The sequence below is a fragment of the Microvirga lenta genome (assembly GCF_020532555.1).
Lineage (GTDB): Bacteria > Pseudomonadota > Alphaproteobacteria > Rhizobiales > Beijerinckiaceae > Microvirga > Microvirga lenta.
On sequence record NZ_JAJBBR010000002.1, the window covers coordinates 164,810 to 181,370 of the forward strand.

The window sequence follows — 16,561 nt, forward strand, 5'->3', positions numbered from 1 at the left end:
GGGTAAGGCTTAGTAGGTTGCGTCGCGCAGGGTCGAGAGCGAACGGTTCGGCATGACCTCATAGCCCTGCAGCTTGTCGCGCATGGCCGAGAACAGCGTGCCGTAGGTCAGGTGCGCGACCGGGCCCGAGCAGGCGAGCTTCTTCTGAACCTGATCGTAGGCCTTCTTGCGCTCCGCCTGGTCCTGCATGGTGCGGGCGCTGTCGAGCAGCCGGTCGATCTCCGCATCCGAGTACTTGAACACGTTGGTCGAGCCGCCCGTGCGGAACGTGCGGTAGAAATACTCGTCCGGGTCCGGATTGCCCGCATTGAGGGAGGCGAACATGTCGAAGTTGCTGTTGCGCCAATCCTGAATGAACTGGCCCTGCTCCTGGTTCTTCAATTCGACATTGAAGCCGACCTTGTTCAGTTGCTCCTGAACGACCTGGGCAACGTCCTTGATGTCCTGGCGCGGCAGGACGTTCATGGTGACGTTGATCGGCAGGGAAACACCGGATTCCTTCAACAGGGCTTCGGCCTTGGCCGGATCGTGCGAATAGCAGGGGAACTCGTTCACATCGAGCGCCCAGGATTTCAGAGCCGGCGAAAGCGGGCCGCCGGGAACGCCGGCGCCGAACAACGCCGCATCGACGATCTCCTGGCGGTTGATCGCGTAGTTCACCGCTTCGCGCACCTTCGGGTTGTCGAAGGGCGGCTTCGACACGTTCATGCCGATGAGGGTATAGGCGAGTTCGAGCGTCTCCGAGAGCTTGACGCCCGGCTTGCCCTTGAGCTGCAGCGCCGTCGCCGCATCGATGTTCGGAAGCAGGGCATACTGGCCGTTGGTGAGGCCGACCTGACGGGTGGCGGATTCAGGCACGATGTTGAACTTGAGGCCCGAAAGCTTCGGCAGGCCCTGCTGCCAATAGTTGTCGTTCTTGGCGAGGAGAATGAAGCCGTTCGGCTGCCACTCCTGGAACTTGAACGGCCCCGTGCCGACCGGCTGCTTCTGCAGCACGTCCTTGTTGGTTTCGACCGAGCTCGGAACGATGGCGATGGTGGCGAGCGAGGCGAGCAGCGGCGCAGAGGGCTCCTTCAGCTTCAGCTCCACGGTTCGCGGATCGACCGCATTGGCGCTCTCGATGGCGGAGAGACGGCTCGCGAGCGGGGAAGCGATTTCCTTGCTTTGCACGCGTTTGATCGTGGAGACCACATCCTCGGCTTCCATGGCGGAACCGTCGTGGAATTTCACGTTGTCGCGCAGCTTGAACGTGTAGGTCTTGCCGTCGGAAGACACCGTCCAGGATTCGGCGAGGCTCGGAACGACCTTCAGATCCTTGTCGACGGCGGTGAGGCCCTCATAGATGTTGCCGTTGACCACCATGAAGCTCGGAAAGGCGGTGATGAGGTGAGGATCGAGACCGGTCGGGCTGTTGTCCGCGCCGATTTCCAGAACCTGAGCCGAGGCGGAAGCCATTGCCGCCACCATGAATCCTGCGCCCATGGCGCTGCGCAGTGCTGACCTGAACATGCGTCTTTTCTCCCTTGCAAGCCGCAAGGGTTTTATAGGCCATCGCTGTGGACCTGTCATGGTCCAATCTCATACCACTCTGGACCGCCGATGGGCATGTGGTATGGTCCGCAGCACAACCTGCTTTCTGGAGTGCATCGATGGCGCAACGTTCGACCGTCAAGGCAATCGGCGTAATCAGCGGCACGTCGATGGATGGCATCGACGTCTCCATCGTCGAGACGGACGGAGACACCATCGTCAACCCCGGTCCCGGACGGACCTTCTCCTATCCGGAGGACCTGCGGCGCCGCCTGCAGGATCTGATCGCCGAGCCGGCGCGGGCCCAGAGCGAACCGCTGGAGGATCTCGACCGGGCGGTGACCGAGGCGCACATCCACGCCATCCGCCGCTTCATGGATGAGGCGGGAGTGCCTGCGGCGGAGGTGAGCCTCATCGGCTTTCACGGACAGACGGTCTACCACCGCCCCGAGATCCGTTTCACCCGCCAGCTCGGCACCGGCGCCCGCGTGGCGCAGGAGCTCGGCATCGACACGGTCGACCGCTTCCGCCACGCGGATGTGGCCTCCGGCGGAGAAGGCGCTCCTTTCGTGCCGCTCTATCACCGGGCGCTGGCCAGCCGCCTCGAACAGCCCGTGATGATCCTCAACCTCGGAGGCGTCGGCAATGTCACCTATATCGATGGCGACGTGGTGATCGCCTTCGATACCGGCCCGGCCAGTGCGCTCCTCGACGACTTCGTCCTGCGTCGGCGAGGCCTGAGCTTCGACGAGAACGGGCAGCTTGCCGCCTCCGGCACGGCCGATCCCAGGCTCGTCGCCGAATTCATGACGAACCCCTTCTTCGACCGCCCTGCCCCGAAATCCCTCGATCGTCAGGACTTCCATGCCCGCGCCAAGGGCGTGGAAGCGCTCTCCGACGCGGATGGGGCCGCGACGCTTGCGGAGTTCACCGTCGAATCCGTCGTGGCCGCGTTGCGCCACGTGCCCCGCACGCCCCTGCGCTGGCTGGTCACCGGCGGCGGGCGGCGGAATGCCCATTTCATGCGCCGCCTGCGCGAGCGTCTGGGCGTGAGCGTCGAACCGGTGGAAACTGTCGGGTGGGACGGCGACTTTCTCGAGGCCCAGGCCTTCGGCTATCTTGCCGTGCGCTCGACGAAAGGTTTGCCCCTGAGCCTTCCGACGACCACGGGCGTGCCCCGTCCGATGCCGGGCGGCGAGCTGCACCGCGCGGCCTGATCGGCAACCCATGTCCCTGACGCACCTGATCGAGCAGGCCTTCGCGCCCGCAGCCGCCGCCATTGGCGACGGCAACATTCCCGGCGCAGCTCTCGGGCTGGTGACAGCGGACGGCGCCCGCGCCGTCCATTGGCAAGGCGCGGCACAGATCGAGCCCGAGCGGCAGCCGATGGCCCGCGAGACCGTTTTCGACCTCGCCTCCCTCACCAAGGTGATCTTTACCACCACGCGGATCCTGCATCTCGTGGAGCAGGGAAGGATCGGCCTGGACGATCCGCTGACGACGGCTATTCCGGACCTGCGCCAGTACGACATGAACGCCGCCGAGCGGTGCCTCACCTTCCGGCAATGTCTTGCGCACCAGACCCACTTGCCGGCGGTCGAGCCGCTCTACACCTACGGCCAGGACCCGAACACCCTGCGCGCCTTCATCCTGCAGCGGGTGTGGCGGAGCGGGCCTCCGGTCTATTCCGACATCAACTTCATGTTGCTCGGCATCGCCATCGAGCGCATCACGGGCGAGCCCCTGATCGAGCAGCCGCTGCCCGCCGGCTTCACCTTCCGTCCGGACCCGAGCCAATGCGCAGCGACCGAGCGCTGCACGTGGCGCGGACGCGTCATTCGCGGCGAGGTGCATGACGAGAACGCCTTTGCCCTCGGCGGCGCATCGGGTCACGCAGGTCTCTTCGGCACCATCGATGCGGTGCTCGACTTCGCACTTTCCGTCCTGGATGGCTCGGACCTTTCGGCGCAATCCCTCAAGGCCATTCGCACCCGGGAGTCCGAGAAACGCACTGTCGGCTGGGAGGGGTTCTATGCCGGCTGGCATGGAGGCGATGCGTGCTCCCCCGCCACCATCGGCCATACGGGCTTCACGGGCACCGGCCTGTGGATCGACTTCGACCGCAAGATGGCATGGTCGCTCCTGACCAACCGAGTGCATCCGAGCCGTCACAAGGACAGCGGCATCGTCGCCTTGCGCCGCGCCACCGGCGAACAGGTCGTAACCCTGTTCGATGCACGCGTGCGGTCTTAAGCACGTCGTCAAAAATCTCTCGAATGCAGGACCGGGATGCAGCCGGCGCGATTGCTGGGGCCCCGGACTGGACTTATACTGGTCTCTAGAAAGATCATCGTGATGGCCACCGAAAACTTCAGCACCCGTTTCCAGGACCTCGATTCCTGGCCCAGCCTCGACATTCTCTCCGCATTCTACGAAGGGCAGCTCTCCGCCGTTGCGGCGGTGAGGCCGTCCCTGCCGGCGATTGCCGCCGCCGCAGAGGACGCAGCCGAGCGGCTGCGCCGCGGCGGCCGGCTCGTCTATGTGGGCGCGGGCACATCCGGTCGGATCGGCGTGCAGGACGGCACAGAGCTGCCCCCCACCTTCAACTGGCCCGACGACAGGATCGTCTACCTGATCGCAGGCGGCGAAGGCGCGATCATGCGGGCGGTCGAGAACGCGGAGGATTCCGTCGAGGAGGGCATCGCAGGGGTCAAGAAGGCCGATGTAGGCGCGGACGACGTGGTCATCGGCGTCGCCGCCAGCGGCCGTACGCCCTACACCATCGCCGCCCTCACCGAAGCGAAGGCGCGCGGAGCCCAGACTATCGGCATCTCCAACAATGCCGGAGCCCCCATCCTCGAAGCCTGCTCCCACCCGATCCTGGCCGAGACCGGCGAGGAGGTCATCGCCGGCTCGACCCGCATGAAGGCCGGCACGGCGCAGAAGATCATCCTCAACCTTCTCTCGACCCTCGTCATGGTCCGCCTCGGCCGTGTCTATGGGGGCCTCATGGTCGACATGCGCGCCACCAATGCCAAGCTGCGGCGGCGGAGCGAGGTCATGGTGTCCCAGATCACCGGTTGCGACGATGCGACCGCGATCGAGGCCCTCGGCAAGGCCGACGGCGACCTGAAGTCGGCAGCCCTCGTCGCGCTCGGCGCGAGCCCCGACGACGCCCGTGCGACGCTGGCCCGCAGCGGTGGAAATTTGCGCCAGGCCCTGTCACAGTTCTCCCGATCGAAGGACTGAGGCCGGCGCACAGAACAGCCGAACGAAGAAGGCGGAATGTCATGGCGCTGGGGCTTGGCATCGACGCGGGCGGAACCGCCACGCGTTGGCGGTTGGTGGACCAAAGCGGCGCGTGCATTGCTCAGGGCACCGTCGAGCCGCTGACGGGCCACCTCTTCTCCCCCGCCGCCGTGGAGCGGGCCAGGCACATCGTCACGGGCATGGCCCAGGCTGTCTCGCAGACGGGAAATCCCCTCGGGATCATCGCGGGAATCACCGGCCTGACCCGTGAGACGCCCGCCGAGGCGACCATGCGCGCCATCCTCGCGGAGGCCTTCGGCCTGCCGCAGGAAAAGATCTTCGTCGCAGAGGACATGTGGATCGCCTACCTGTCCTATTTCGCGCTCGGCGAGGGCATCCTCGTCTATAGCGGCACGGGTTCGATCGGCTACTACCTGTCGGAGGACAAGGAGGTCATCCGGGTCGGCGGGCGCGGCAACCTGATCGACGACGGCGGCTCGGGATTCTGGATCGCCCGCGAGGCCCTGAAGGCCGTTCTGCGCGCCGAGGAGGAAACCCCGGGAGAGGGCTGGACCACCCTTCTCGGCACCTGCCTTGCCGATGCGCTCGGCGGCACGGACTGGAACATCGTCCGTTCCTATGTCTATGGCGGCGACCGGGGCAAGATCGGCTCCCTGGCGCGTGCCGTCGGGGAGGCGGCGGCGAAAGGCGATCCGACGGCGCTCGGCATTCTCCGCGACGCCGGTCAGGAGCTGGCACGTCTCGCCAACTGCCTCATCAAGCGCCTCGGCCCCCGCCCCGTCGCGCTCGTGGGCGGTTCTTCGCGCCTGCACGGGATCGTCGCCGATGCCTTCCGCAAGGATCTCGCGGCGCCGGTGGAGTTCATCGCAAGCGACCTCGACGCCGCGCTGACCGCCGCCCGTCTGGCGGCAACGCTCCACAGGAGCTGAACGATCTCCCCTCCTGCCGGCCTTGTGGCCGGCCGAAGCGAAACCGTATAGGTTCGACCGTTCCAACATCATGCGGGGAATGCGGTGATCTTCGACACATGGCTCGACATGCCCGTCTGGGGCATCTTCGGCGCCCTCGCCCTCTTGTTCGCCGCTTCGGCCTTTCTCGTCCATTGGCTCTCCTTCGGTCAGCTCACCCGGCCCCGCGCCTCGACATTCGGCGGCGTGGTCGCACCCTTCTTCGGCTCGGTCGCGGTCCTGTTCGCTCTCCTGACCGGCTTTCTGGCGAACGATGTCTGGGATCGGAACCGGCAGGCCAGCCGCGCCATCCTGGCCGAACGGGACGGGCTTCTGGCGCTTCACGCCATCAGCATCGCCACCGTTTCGGACATGAACGACATCCGCGCGGCGGCGCAGCTCTATGCGGATGCCCTCGTCAACGACGAATGGCCCCGCATGGCGTCCCAGGAGAGCTCCTCCAAGGCCGGGGCCGCGCTCCTGGACCTGCTCACGCGGGTCTCCAACCCCCAGGTCGGCGCCGAGGCCGGGCAGGCCGCCCAGACCGCCCTCCTCGACACGGTTCTGAAGCTCCGCAGCACGCGCTACGACCGGCTGGCCCTGAGCGGGGACCGCACCGACCGCACGAAATGGGCCGCCGTCATCCTGCTGGCCCTCGTGACCCAGGTAGCCATCGGCATCGTCCACCTGGAGAAGCCGAGGGCCCAGGCGGCTGCCCTGTCGATCTTCTCCGTCGCGGTCGTGATTTCCCTGGGCCTGATCGGGATCCGGGAGCGCCCGTTCGACGGTCCCTTGCGGTTCTCACCGGAACCCGTGCGCGAGGCGCTGCACATCATGGCGGGCGGGACGCCCCCCTGAGACAAGGTGGGGCGCTTGCACAATCCTGCATCCTCGGCCAAGACTCTCCCGTCCGAAACCGAGCTTGGGACGATTTTCAGCGATGCACGCTCTTTTTGTTGGCCAGACCTATATCGACGTGACCTTCCTGGCGGACGAGCTTCCGACCGGCGACGAAAAGACCGTGGCACGGGACTACGCGATCTCCTTCGGCGGCAATGCCGTCACCGCCGCCTTCGCCTGCGCCAAGCTCGGGATCGCGCCGGACCTGCTCACCTCCATCGCGGACGACTGGCTGGGGCGCATGTTCGTGGACATGGCCGCGAAATACGGCATCTCCGTCCACCACCGGAAGGTCGCGGAATCCTCCCTGTCCTTCATCATGCCGCGGGGCGGCAAGCGCGCCATCGTGCGCTGCCGCGACGATCACTACCTGCACCCGGTCCCGCCGCTGAACCTGACCGGCTGCATGGCTCTGCATCTCGACGGCCACCAGGCCGACGCGGCGATGCATTATGCCCGCACCTGCCGCGAGGCCGGCATTCTGACCTCCCTCGACGGCGGCGGCCTGCGCTCCAACACGCATGAACTGCTCGAATTCATCGACGTCGCCATCGTGGCCGAGCGCCTGTGTGAGCAGATGGACATGACGCCGGGCGAAATGCTGACCTATCTCAAGGGCCGCGGCTGCCGGATCGGCGGCGTGACGCTCGGTGAGCGCGGTCTCGTCTGGTACGACGAGACCGGAGCGGAGAGCGTGATGCCTGCCCTTGCGGTACCGCCGGAATCCGTCGTGGACACCAACGGCGCCGGCGACATCTTCCATGGCGCCTATGTCTATTCAGCCATGGCCCGGCCCGAACTGCCCTGGCGCGAGCACTTCGTGTTCGCGCGCGCGGCTTCCGCACACGCCATTCAGCGGCTGGGCAATGAGGCGAGCCTGCCCTCCCTCGCCGATATCGCCCGCACGCAGGAACAGTTCGCCGAGCGGCGTCTGGCGGCATGAAGACCGCGCCGGCGACACGCGACAGGCTGTTTCTGCTCAAGCCCGACTTCGAGGACCCGGCCTATCCGGGAAAGCGCTTCTACTGCTGGGACTGCGCCTTGCTGGAAGGCATTCTCGCGTCTTTTCCGGCCCTGGCCGCGCGCATCGACGTGGAGCGCGTGGACTGGCCGCGTCCGCGCAAGGCCGTGATCGACCTCGTGGGCGAGGAAAACCAGTCGCTGCCGCTTCTGGTCCTGGCCGAGGATGCGCCGGCGGATCTAGCGAGCAGAACCCGCGGGGGCCTTCGCTTCATCGCGGACAAGGATGAGATCCTGAAAGCCTTGAGTCTCCGCCACGGCTTTCCCGAACCTCACCCCTGACCGGTTTACGCCGCCTTCTTCTGGTAGTCCTTCACGTCCGAGAACTGGATCCCCTTGTAGCGGTCCATCTCGTATTGAAGGTTGAAGGTGTTGGCCGCCATGAAGACGGGCGCATCGTCGAGGTCGCGCGCCATGGACGAGAGATGGCTGTCGATGAAGCGGTCGAGCTCCGTGCGGTCCGCCGCCGTGATCCAGCGGCAGATGGTGAACCGCGTGGGCTCGTAGTCGATCGGCAGGCCGTATTCGCCCTGGAGGCGCTCCTTCAGCACGTCGAGCTGCAGCGCGCCGACGACGCCCACGATGGCGCCCGAGCCGTCTTGCGGCACGAAGAGCTGCACGACGCCCTCCTCGGCCATCTGCTGCAGCGCCTCGCGCAGCTTCTTCGCCTTCATGGCATCCTGCAGCTTGATGCGGCGCAGGATTTCCGGCGCGAAGCTCGGCACGCCCCGGAACACGATGTCCTCGCCCTCGGTGAGCGTATCGCCGATGCGCAGCGTCCCGTGGTTCGGAATGCCCACCACGTCGCCCGCCCAGGCCTCGTCCGCGATGGCGCGATCCTGGGCGAAGAAGAATTGCGGCGTGTTCAGGCTCATGGGCTTGCCCGTGCGCACGAGCTTGGCCTTCATGCCGCGCTGGAGCTTGCCCGAGCAGATCCGCATGAAGGCGATGCGGTCCCGGTGGTTCGGGTCCATGTTGGCCTGGATCTTGAACACGAAGCCGGTCATGCGGTTCTCGCCCGCCTGGACGAGCCGCTTGTCCGCCTCCTGCCCGCGCGGCGGCGGCGCGTAGGCGGCCAGCGAGTCGATGAGGTCGCGCACGCCGAAGTTCCGAAGGGCGCTGCCGAAGAAGACCGGCGTCAGATGCCCCTCGCGGAAGGCTGCGAGATCGAAGGGCTTGCAGGCCTCCTGCGCCAGCATCACCTCCTCCTGCCAGGCATCGACCTCTTCGGGCGGCAGCAGGCCCAGCAGGGCCGGATCGTCGGGCCCGGAAACCTGCGTCGGCTCCTCGTCCGTATCGATGCGGCGCACGAGGTTGCGGCGCAGGTCGAAAGTACCGGCGAAGTTGCGGCCCTGGCTGATCGGCCAGGTGACCGGCGCCGTGTCGAGGGCCAGCGTCTTCTCGATCTCGTCGAGGAGATCGAAGGGATTGCGGGCCTCCCGGTCCATCTTGTTGACGAAGGTGACGATGGGGATGTCGCGCATCCGGCAAACCTCGAACAGCTTGCGGGTGCGCGCCTCGATGCCCTTCGCGGCGTCGATGACCATGATGGCCGAGTCGACCGCCGTCAGCGTCCGGTAGGTGTCCTCCGAGAAGTCCTCGTGGCCCGGCGTGTCGAGCAGGTTGAAGACGCAGTCGCCGTATTCGAAGGTCATGACCGAGGTCACGACCGAGATCCCGCGCTCCTTCTCGATGCCCATCCAGTCGGAGCGGGTCGAGACGCGGTTCTTCTTGGCCTTCACCTCACCGGCGAGCTGGATCGCGCCTCCGAAAAGCAGGAGCTTCTCGGTCAGCGTGGTCTTGCCCGCGTCCGGGTGGGAGATGATCGCAAAGGTTCGGCGGCGGCTCACGGGAGCCGGAAGATCGGTCATGGTTCTCAAATTCTCTGGGTTCGGAAACGGGGGGCAGAACGCCGCAGGGCCCGCCTCTTACGTCTTGGACTTCTCACCCTATATTGGGCTTTCCCGTCAACAACGAAAGGAGGTGATCCAGTGTCTCATTGTCATACCCAGCGGTCCCAGATTGCCGTGACCTGGATCTTGGCCTCTGCCGAGGTTCGTGCGTAACGCACAAAGGCGCGGTCGATCAGGACCGCGGACCGACAATGGAAAGGCCGCCCTCGGGCGGCCTTTCTTTTTGCGCTCATGCGCTCAGGAGCTTGCCCGTACGCCGGGCATTGGTGCCCGCGATCTTGGCGAGACGCTGCCCCTCGCTGGCGAAGCGCAGCAGGATGCGGGCGAACATCACCCCGTCGACGGGTGAACGGGCGGGCGTCACCGCACCCGTCAGCGGATCGACGATGTCGGCGATCGCATCCCCTTCCTTCAGCTTGTCTCCGGGCTTCGCCTTGAACACGACGATGCCCGAGGCCGGAGCCTGAACAGGCTCGGAGGCGGCCAGAGGCGTCGGCCGGCACAGGGGCTCGGGCAGCTTCGGAGCCTCCCCGGCGATGGCTCCGCGCAGGATCATGTAATCGACCAGGGCCGCGGCATCCGCCTGGGCGAACTCGTGACTCACATCGCGCTCCCCGCGGAATTCGAGAGTGGTCGAGTGGCAGCCGAACGGGATCGGCCGGTCGGGGAACCGGTCCGCCAGTTCGGCCCAGGGGCGGCTGCAGGCCTCGTCGAAGGGGTCGTCCCCCGATTCGTCGGCCAGGAGGAAGGCGTGGGAGCCGAGCAGCGCGTTGAGCGGCGCGAAGGCCTCGGCGGACCGGGTATGGGTATAGAGATGTACGACGGCCTCCGAGTCGCAGTGCATGTCCAGCACCAGATCGGCCTCGATCGCCAAGCCGAGGAGGGTCTTTTTCAGAACCTCGGCGGCGTTCCCCGTCTCCCAATCGCTCAGCTCGGCGCGAAGGGCCTCGCGGATCAGGCGAAGATTCGCCTCCCCGTCCTCCGTCAGCCTGCCCTCGATCCTCTCCGCCACCTTCGGCACCAGATAGGGATAGCCCCGGTTGAAGTTGACCCCGTCCGCCAGGTTGAAGCGGCCGATCGGCTCGCCCAGCACCCTCTGGGCGAGGCCGATGGGATTGGCCGACGGCACCAGGACGATCTCGCCCTCGATCCGGCCCTCGGCCTCGAGCGCGACGAGGCGTTCGCGTAGATGATGGGCCGTGATCATGCCGGGAATCTCGTCCGCATGCAGCGCAGCCTGCACATAGACGCGCGGACGGGCGCCGGCCTCGCCGAAGCGGTGAACCGTGAGCGAGAGGCTCGCGCCGGGCGCAAGCGGAGAGAGGGCGATCTGTTCTGTTCTCATGATAACCGGGCTGGAGGTCGGCCTGTGGCGGATCCCCCGCAGTACCAGTGCCGGAAGCCCTTGAACAGCATGAACGGCCTCAGACGGCGGCCCAGCCCTGCGACTGGAAGATGAAGCGCTCCGGATGGGTCACGATGGCTGCCAGCCCCTGCAGGGCCGGCTCCGGATTGACGATCACGTAGACCGGCACCTGGCGCGCCCAGGCATCGTGCGGCGCCTTGCGGTCGAAGTTCCGCCTGAACCCGCCCGCCTGCAGTACGTCGACGATGCGCGGCGCGATGCCACCTGCGATGAAGACGCCGCCGGAGGCCTCGAAAGTGAGGGCGAGATCGCCCGCGTAGCGCCCGAGGCAGCGGGCGAACAGGTCGAGGGTGCGGCGCGCCAGCTCGTTGCCCTCGCGGGCCGCCATGAGAATGTCGTTCGGGACCGTGAACGGGCACTCGGTCCCATGTTCGGCGGCGCAGGCCTTGGCGAGCCGGAACAGGCCGGGGCCGGACAGCACGACCTCCGCCGAGACCCGCCCCCCGACGCGCTGGATATGGGGCCAGAGCCCCATCTCGTCCTCGTCGATGGGGCCGAAATCCATGTGTCCGGCCTCCGTCGCGAGGATTGCCAGGCGATCCTCGATCGGCACGAGGGCCCCTGCCCCGAGCCCCGTGCCCGGACCGAGGACGACCCGGGTGCCCGATCCAGGCGGCATGGGCTCTCCCAGCGGGACGAGGTCGCCGCGCCCCATGTCGAGCACCGCCGCCGATGCCGCCACCGGGGTGTAATCGTTGACCAGGGTCACGCGCTCGAGCCCGAGGGCCTTGCCGATGGCCTCCGCATCGATGGTCCAGGCCGCGTTGGTGAGGCGGATGGAGGGCCGATCCACCCGGGTCGCCACCGCGATCATGGCCGAACGCGGCGGGGCTCCCTCGTAGCCCTGGAGCGCGATTCGGATCGCCTGCACGGGGTCGGGCGTCTGCGCGGTCAATGTCCGCGGCAGAAGGTGAACGGGCTCTCCGGGAGCGGGCAGAATGGCGAAACGGGCATTGGTGCCGCCAATGTCGCCGAGCAGAACGGGAAACGCGAACATCAAACCTTATCGACCTTTCTGCTTCTCACGCGTCCCCGGCATCAGAAGGCTTCCTCCCAGCTCCGACTCAGGCGCACGGCAGAATTGATGAGACCCACCATGGAGTAGGTCTGGGGGAAATTGCCCCATAACTCGCCGGTCGTGAAGTCGGCATCCTCGGAAAAGAGGCCGAATGAATTACGGAGGCTCAGAATGCGCTCGAACAGATCGACCGCCTCCTGCTTGCGCCCGATGGCATTGAGCGCATCCACGTACCAGAAACCGCAGATCATGAAAGCGGTGTGCATGAGGCCGAAATCGTCCTCCACGTCGTAACGCAGGAGGAGGTCGCCGCGCCGGAGCGCCCGACCCACCGCATCCACCGTCGCGACGAAGCGCGGATCGCTCGCCTTCACGAAGTCCAGTTCCGCCAGCAGCAGCAGGGTCGCGTCCAGGTGCTCGCCGTCGAAGGAGGAGACGAAGGTTCCCTTCTCCTTGTTGAAGGCGCGGGCATCGATGATGCCGTGCATGCGCTCGGCCTGCTCGTACCAGTACGCGGCCCGATCCTCGCGTCCCATGGCCCGGGCGATCTTGACGAGGCGATCGCAGGCCGCCCAGCACATCACGCTGGGAAAGGTGTGGACCGCCGCCTTCGTGCGCAGCTCCCACGGCCCGGCATCGGGCTGGTCGAACACTTCGATGGCCCGTTGCCCGAGCGCCTCCAGATGCTCGAAGAACGCCTGGTTGCCCGTGCGGATCAGCCGGCGGTCCAGGAAGGCGTGGGTGGAGGCGAGAACGATGCTGCCATAGGCATCGTTCTGGATCTGCGTATAGGCCGCATTGCCGATGCGCACGGGGCCCATGCCCCGGTAGCCTGCAAGGGCGGTAGCCTCCTTCTCGTCGAGCTCCGGCGACCGGGTGATGCTGAAGAGCGGCGGCATGTCCCTCTGGGCGGGGTTCGCGTCCGCATCGTCGACGATGTTGGTGATGTAGGTGAGGTATTCCTCCATCGTCTTCGTGGTGCCGAGCCGGTTGAGGGCCTGGATGACGAAATAGGCGTCGCGCAGCCAGCAATAGCGGTAGTCCCAATTCCGCTTGGTGTGCGGCGCCTCGGGAATGGAGGTGGTGAGAGCCGCCACGATGGCCCCCGTCTCTTCGTAGTTGCAAAGCTTGAGCGTGATGGCGGCGCGGATGACCGCCTCCTGCCAGTCGAAGGGGACCGACAGGGAGCGGACCCAGTCGCGCCAGTAATCCACGGTCTTGTCGAGGAATTCCCGGGCCGTGCTGTCGGTCTCGGAGCGCAGGGGCTCGTCCTCGCCGAAGAAGAAGGAAATCGGCCGGTCCACCACGAAGGGCCGCTCCTCCGCCACGTAGGAAATCGGCGCATCCGTCGTCAGACGCAGGGACGTGTTGGGCCCCACGAAGCGCATGTGGTTGCTGCCCCGGGTCGTCGCCGGCTGCAGCGCGCCCCAGTCGAAGTGGGGGCGCAGCCTGACCCGGATGCGCGGCCGACCCTTGATCGGCCGAACCCGCCGGATGAGCATCGGCGGCCGGAAGGTGCGGTCGTAATGCTTGAAGCGCGGGACGAAATCCGTGATCTCGACCACGTTGCCGTGGCCGTCGGTCATGGTCGAGCAGAGCACCGCCGTGTTTTCGAGATAGGTCTGCTCGCAGGTCTTCATCCCGACCTGGTCGATGGCGAAGACACCGCGCTGGGTGGCGTCGGTATGCTCCTCGGGGCAGTCCAGGAGGGTGGAGAAGACGGGATCGCCGTCGAATCGCGGAAAGCAGTTCCAGACGATCTGCGCCCGGCGGTCCACCAGGGCTGCGATCGTGCAATTGCCGATGACGGCAAGATCGAGAGAACGCATGACTCAAGCACCCACGTCGAAAGGAGGCGTGCCTTCGGAAGCCCATACCGACAGGCAATGTCTGAGGTCCGCAGGCGTTCCCAGGCGCAGCCCGGCGACCGTTTCGCCCGCGCCGATGCGGATGGCCAAGCCGCCATGGGCGTTCACCGTCCTGAAGCCGTTCTCGTCGGTAAGGTCGTCCCCGGCGAAGATGGGGCGGCGCCCCCGATACGGCTCCTGCTGCAGGAAGCTCTCGATGATCTTGCCCTTGCCGGCCGCCGCCGGGAGAATTTCCGCCACGGCCTTGCCGTGCTGGACCCGATAGTCGCTTCCGAGCGCCTCGACCGCCGCATGGGCGGTGGCGAGGGCGAAGTCCTTCTCCTGGGGCGCGAGCCGCCAGTGGATCGCCACGGAGCAGCCCTTGTCCTCGATGAGGACACCGGCCTTCGGGGCCACGATCTCCTCCAGGCGCGCCGCCGTCTCCCGAAGCCGAGGATGCTCGTCGGGATCGCACTGGAACAACCTGCCCCCGATGCGATGCTCGAGGCCGTGAAGCCCGGCCATGTCGAAGACATGCGGCCTGAGCCGGCTGTCGAGGAACTCGATCGGGCGACCGCTGATGATGGCGACCGCACCGTTCAGCCGCTCCTGCAGCCGGGTCAGGATGCCCGGCAGGGCCGGATCGACCGCGACGGCATCGGGGCGATCCACGATGTCGACGAGGGTGCCGTCGAAATCGAGGAACAGGGCGAATTCGTCGGTTCGTGGGGAAGGATTGGATCGTGTCAAAGCTACCTCATACATTGGCCGGAGCACGCCCCCGGCCCGCGGCGACCAGACGCCGGATGCGCTGCCGCTCGCGCAACCGGGATGCGGCGAGCAGCCTCTGCCGGGCCCGGCGACGGCCATTGCGCTCCCGGACCTGGTCGCGCATGAGCCCCATGCGCCCGCGCTGCTCGTCGCGGGGCATGGTCGGGACGCCGCGAGCCGCCTCGTCCATGGCATGCGCATTGTAAGGATTGACGATCAGCGCCTCCGAAAGTTCACGGGACGCTCCGGCGCAGGCAGAGAGGAATCGGCCCGCCCTCCTCGCCGTCGCGGACGGGGGCGAATTCCTTCGCGGCGCGTTTCGTGCCGCGGCAGCGCGGGGCCGTCGGAGCGGACGATGATTCGCAAGGGTCCCCTTCCCTGCAGGAGTTCAAGACAAGCCGTACGGCCAAGCTTAAAACTCTCAGAGGGCTGTTTGGTTTCGCCCGCTGGTGCCGTGCGGCGGCGAAAGGCAGAGCAGGTCCAGCCCGCCGCGCCAAGGCATAAGGAGCCGCCGAGCCCTCTGCAACCCAAAAAAGCCCGCGGCAACCTGGAGAGGTCGGCCGCGGGCTTCTGATATTTTCAGTCCCGAAGGAGGCGCTTAATGCTCGCGGAAGGCGCGGGCGACCTGCTCCTCCAGCGGCTTGATGAGGTACTCGAACGGCGTCCGCTCGTTGACCTGCACGAAGACCTCGGCCTGCATGCCGGCGATCAGCTTCAGGTTGCCGAGCCGCTCGATCTCCTCGGGAGGAAGGCCGATGCGGATCGTGTAGAAGGTCGCGCCGGTCTGCTGGTCGCGGGACACATCCGCCGAGATCCGGGTGACCGTTCCCTGCAGTTCAGGTGTCGAGCGCTGGTTCGTGGCATGGACGCGCACGGTCGCCTTCTGGCCGATGGCCACCTGATCGATCTCGTTGGGGAGAACGCGGGCCTCCAGGTCGAGGGATTCGTTGGCCGGCACGATGAACATCACCGGCTCGGCGGGAGAGATGACGCCGCCGACGGTGTGCACGTTGAGCTGGTGGACGAAGCCGGAACTGGGCGAACGGATCTCGATGCGCTTCAGCTGATCCTCGGCCGCCACGCGGCGCTCGGTGTACTCCGCGATCTTGCCCTGGATCTCACGCAGCTCCTGCATGGCCTCGGCCCGCATCTGCTCGTCGATCTGGATGATCTGGAACGAGGTTTCGGCGATGCGGCCCTCGGCCTGGGCGATGGCGGCGATGAGCTGGCCGCGCTGCCCTTCGATGCTGGCGGCGTCGCGCTCCAGGGCGTTCAGGCGCGGAAGCTGCACGAGGTTCTTCTCGTAGAGCTCGCGGACGCCCTTGAGCTCGTCCTTGATGAGCTCGGCCTCGCGGGCCTTCGCGGCCTGCTGCGCCTTGAGGCCGGTGATCTCGTCCTGCGACTGGGAGATCCGCTTCTTGAGCTGGTCCTTCTGCGCCTCCCGGGCAGCCTTGCGGGCGTCGAAGAGGGTGCGCTCGGAGCCCATGATCTTCTTGATCGCCGGGTCATCGAGACGGCTGGCGAATTCGGCGGGCGTTTCGACCTGTGCCGCGCCGTCGCGCTCGGCTTCGAGGCGAGCCTGGCGGGCCAGGAACTCGTCGAGCTGCTTCGCCACGACCTGAAGATTGGCGCGGGTCAGGGTCTCGTCCAGGCGGATCAGGAGATCGCCCTCGGAGACGCGGTCGCCGTCACGGACCTTCAGCTCGCCGACGATGCCGCCCTCGGGGTGCTGCACCTTCTTGATGCTGGAATCGACCACGAACTGGCCTCCGGCGACCACCGCCCCGGACAGGGTGGCGGTTGCGGCCCACAGGCCGATCGTGCCGCCGAACAGGGCGATCAGCGACGTGCCGATGATGGCCGAGCGGCGCAGGGCCTTCTGGTGCCGCGACGGTTTCTGCGGCTTCTGGATTTGCATC

15 protein-coding genes are annotated in these 16,561 nt (G+C 66.7%); 7 read left to right on the top strand and 8 right to left on the bottom strand.

Annotated features, from left to right (window positions below; translation table 11 throughout):
- Window positions 1-9 precede the first annotated feature (9 nt).
- Window positions 10-1,509 (bottom strand): ABC transporter substrate-binding protein, encoded by a 1,500-nt coding sequence (locus LGR44_RS03775; RefSeq protein ID WP_226737404.1) that lies wholly within the window; start codon window positions 1,507-1,509, stop codon window positions 10-12.
- Window positions 1,510-1,649: 140 nt separating this feature from the next.
- Here LGR44_RS03775 and LGR44_RS03780 point away from each other — a divergent pair, with 140 nt between their 5' ends.
- From LGR44_RS03780 to LGR44_RS03810, 7 genes are all read left to right on the top strand, one after another.
- Window positions 1,650-2,747: an anhydro-N-acetylmuramic acid kinase gene (locus LGR44_RS03780; protein ID WP_226737406.1), complete on the top strand. Its 1,098-nt coding sequence runs from the start codon at window positions 1,650-1,652 to the stop codon at window positions 2,745-2,747.
- 10 nt (window positions 2,748-2,757) lie between these two features.
- Window positions 2,758-3,783 (top strand): serine hydrolase domain-containing protein, encoded by a 1,026-nt coding sequence (locus LGR44_RS03785; protein WP_226737408.1) that lies wholly within the window; start codon window positions 2,758-2,760, stop codon window positions 3,781-3,783.
- Between the two features lie 102 nt (window positions 3,784-3,885).
- On the top strand, window positions 3,886-4,779 hold the full coding sequence (locus LGR44_RS03790; RefSeq protein ID WP_226737410.1) for an N-acetylmuramic acid 6-phosphate etherase: 894 nt from the start codon (window positions 3,886-3,888) through the stop codon (window positions 4,777-4,779).
- A gap of 41 nt (window positions 4,780-4,820) precedes the next feature.
- Entirely contained in the window at window positions 4,821-5,729 is a 909-nt protein-coding gene (locus tag LGR44_RS03795; protein ID WP_226737412.1) for an N-acetylglucosamine kinase, read from the top strand.
- An 84-nt stretch (window positions 5,730-5,813) separates the two neighbouring features.
- Complete coding sequence (locus LGR44_RS03800) at window positions 5,814-6,605, top strand: bestrophin-like domain (RefSeq protein WP_226737414.1); 792 nt, start codon at window positions 5,814-5,816, stop codon at window positions 6,603-6,605.
- Window positions 6,606-6,687: 82 nt separating this feature from the next.
- Window positions 6,688-7,590, top strand: a complete 903-nt coding sequence (locus tag LGR44_RS03805) for a sugar kinase (RefSeq protein ID WP_226737416.1) — start codon at window positions 6,688-6,690, stop codon at window positions 7,588-7,590.
- The gene (locus LGR44_RS03810) at window positions 7,587-7,949 is read left to right on the top strand and encodes a DUF3088 domain-containing protein (RefSeq protein WP_226737419.1); all 363 of its coding nucleotides are present in this window, start codon (window positions 7,587-7,589) and stop codon (window positions 7,947-7,949) included. The genes LGR44_RS03805 and LGR44_RS03810 overlap by 4 nt, the downstream gene beginning before the upstream one ends.
- A gap of 5 nt (window positions 7,950-7,954) precedes the next feature.
- On the opposite strand, the gene LGR44_RS03815 is transcribed toward LGR44_RS03810, so the two are convergent.
- The 7 genes from LGR44_RS03815 to LGR44_RS03845 all read right to left on the bottom strand — a co-directional run bounded on the left by LGR44_RS03815 (window position 7,955) and on the right by LGR44_RS03845 (window position 16,560).
- Window positions 7,955-9,538 (bottom strand): peptide chain release factor 3, encoded by a 1,584-nt coding sequence (locus tag LGR44_RS03815; protein ID WP_226737421.1) that lies wholly within the window; start codon window positions 9,536-9,538, stop codon window positions 7,955-7,957.
- Between the two features lie 271 nt (window positions 9,539-9,809).
- Window positions 9,810-10,925 (bottom strand): succinylglutamate desuccinylase/aspartoacylase family protein, encoded by a 1,116-nt coding sequence (locus LGR44_RS03820; protein ID WP_226737423.1) that lies wholly within the window; start codon window positions 10,923-10,925, stop codon window positions 9,810-9,812.
- Between the two features lie 79 nt (window positions 10,926-11,004).
- Window positions 11,005-11,985 carry a glucokinase gene (locus LGR44_RS03825; protein ID WP_404809902.1) on the bottom strand — a complete coding sequence of 327 codons (981 nt, stop codon included), beginning with the start codon at window positions 11,983-11,985 and terminating at the stop codon, window positions 11,005-11,007.
- Between the two features lie 59 nt (window positions 11,986-12,044).
- Complete coding sequence (locus tag LGR44_RS03830) at window positions 12,045-13,853, bottom strand: glycoside hydrolase family 15 protein (RefSeq protein WP_226737427.1); 1,809 nt, start codon at window positions 13,851-13,853, stop codon at window positions 12,045-12,047.
- Between the two features lie 3 nt (window positions 13,854-13,856).
- On the bottom strand, window positions 13,857-14,621 hold the full coding sequence (otsB, locus tag LGR44_RS03835) for a trehalose-phosphatase (protein WP_226737429.1): 765 nt from the start codon (window positions 14,619-14,621) through the stop codon (window positions 13,857-13,859).
- A gap of 7 nt (window positions 14,622-14,628) precedes the next feature.
- A complete protein-coding gene (locus LGR44_RS03840; protein WP_226737431.1) occupies window positions 14,629-14,832 on the bottom strand; it encodes a hypothetical protein in 204 nt (67 codons plus the stop codon).
- A 408-nt stretch (window positions 14,833-15,240) separates the two neighbouring features.
- Window positions 15,241-16,560, bottom strand: a complete 1,320-nt coding sequence (locus tag LGR44_RS03845) for an HlyD family type I secretion periplasmic adaptor subunit (RefSeq protein ID WP_226737433.1) — start codon at window positions 16,558-16,560, stop codon at window positions 15,241-15,243.
- Window position 16,561 lies beyond the last annotated feature (1 nt).

Coding starts and splice junctions, on each gene's coding strand:
- LGR44_RS03845 (WP_226737433.1), bottom strand. CDS start 16,560: ATGCAAATCCAGAAGCCGCAGAAACCGTCGCGGCACCAGAAGGCCCTG.
- LGR44_RS03790 (WP_226737410.1), top strand. CDS start 3,886: ATGGCCACCGAAAACTTCAGCACCCGTTTCCAGGACCTCGATTCCTGG.
- LGR44_RS03795 (WP_226737412.1), top strand. CDS start 4,821: ATGGCGCTGGGGCTTGGCATCGACGCGGGCGGAACCGCCACGCGTTGG.
- LGR44_RS03820 (WP_226737423.1), bottom strand. CDS start 10,925: ATGAGAACAGAACAGATCGCCCTCTCTCCGCTTGCGCCCGGCGCGAGC.
- LGR44_RS03775 (WP_226737404.1), bottom strand. CDS start 1,509: ATGTTCAGGTCAGCACTGCGCAGCGCCATGGGCGCAGGATTCATGGTG.
- LGR44_RS03805 (WP_226737416.1), top strand. CDS start 6,688: ATGCACGCTCTTTTTGTTGGCCAGACCTATATCGACGTGACCTTCCTG.
- LGR44_RS03810 (WP_226737419.1), top strand. CDS start 7,587: ATGAAGACCGCGCCGGCGACACGCGACAGGCTGTTTCTGCTCAAGCCC.
- LGR44_RS03815 (WP_226737421.1), bottom strand. CDS start 9,538: ATGACCGATCTTCCGGCTCCCGTGAGCCGCCGCCGAACCTTTGCGATC.
- LGR44_RS03785 (WP_226737408.1), top strand. CDS start 2,758: ATGTCCCTGACGCACCTGATCGAGCAGGCCTTCGCGCCCGCAGCCGCC.
- LGR44_RS03780 (WP_226737406.1), top strand. CDS start 1,650: ATGGCGCAACGTTCGACCGTCAAGGCAATCGGCGTAATCAGCGGCACG.
- LGR44_RS03840 (WP_226737431.1), bottom strand. CDS start 14,832: ATGGACGAGGCGGCTCGCGGCGTCCCGACCATGCCCCGCGACGAGCAG.
- LGR44_RS03830 (WP_226737427.1), bottom strand. CDS start 13,853: ATGCGTTCTCTCGATCTTGCCGTCATCGGCAATTGCACGATCGCAGCC.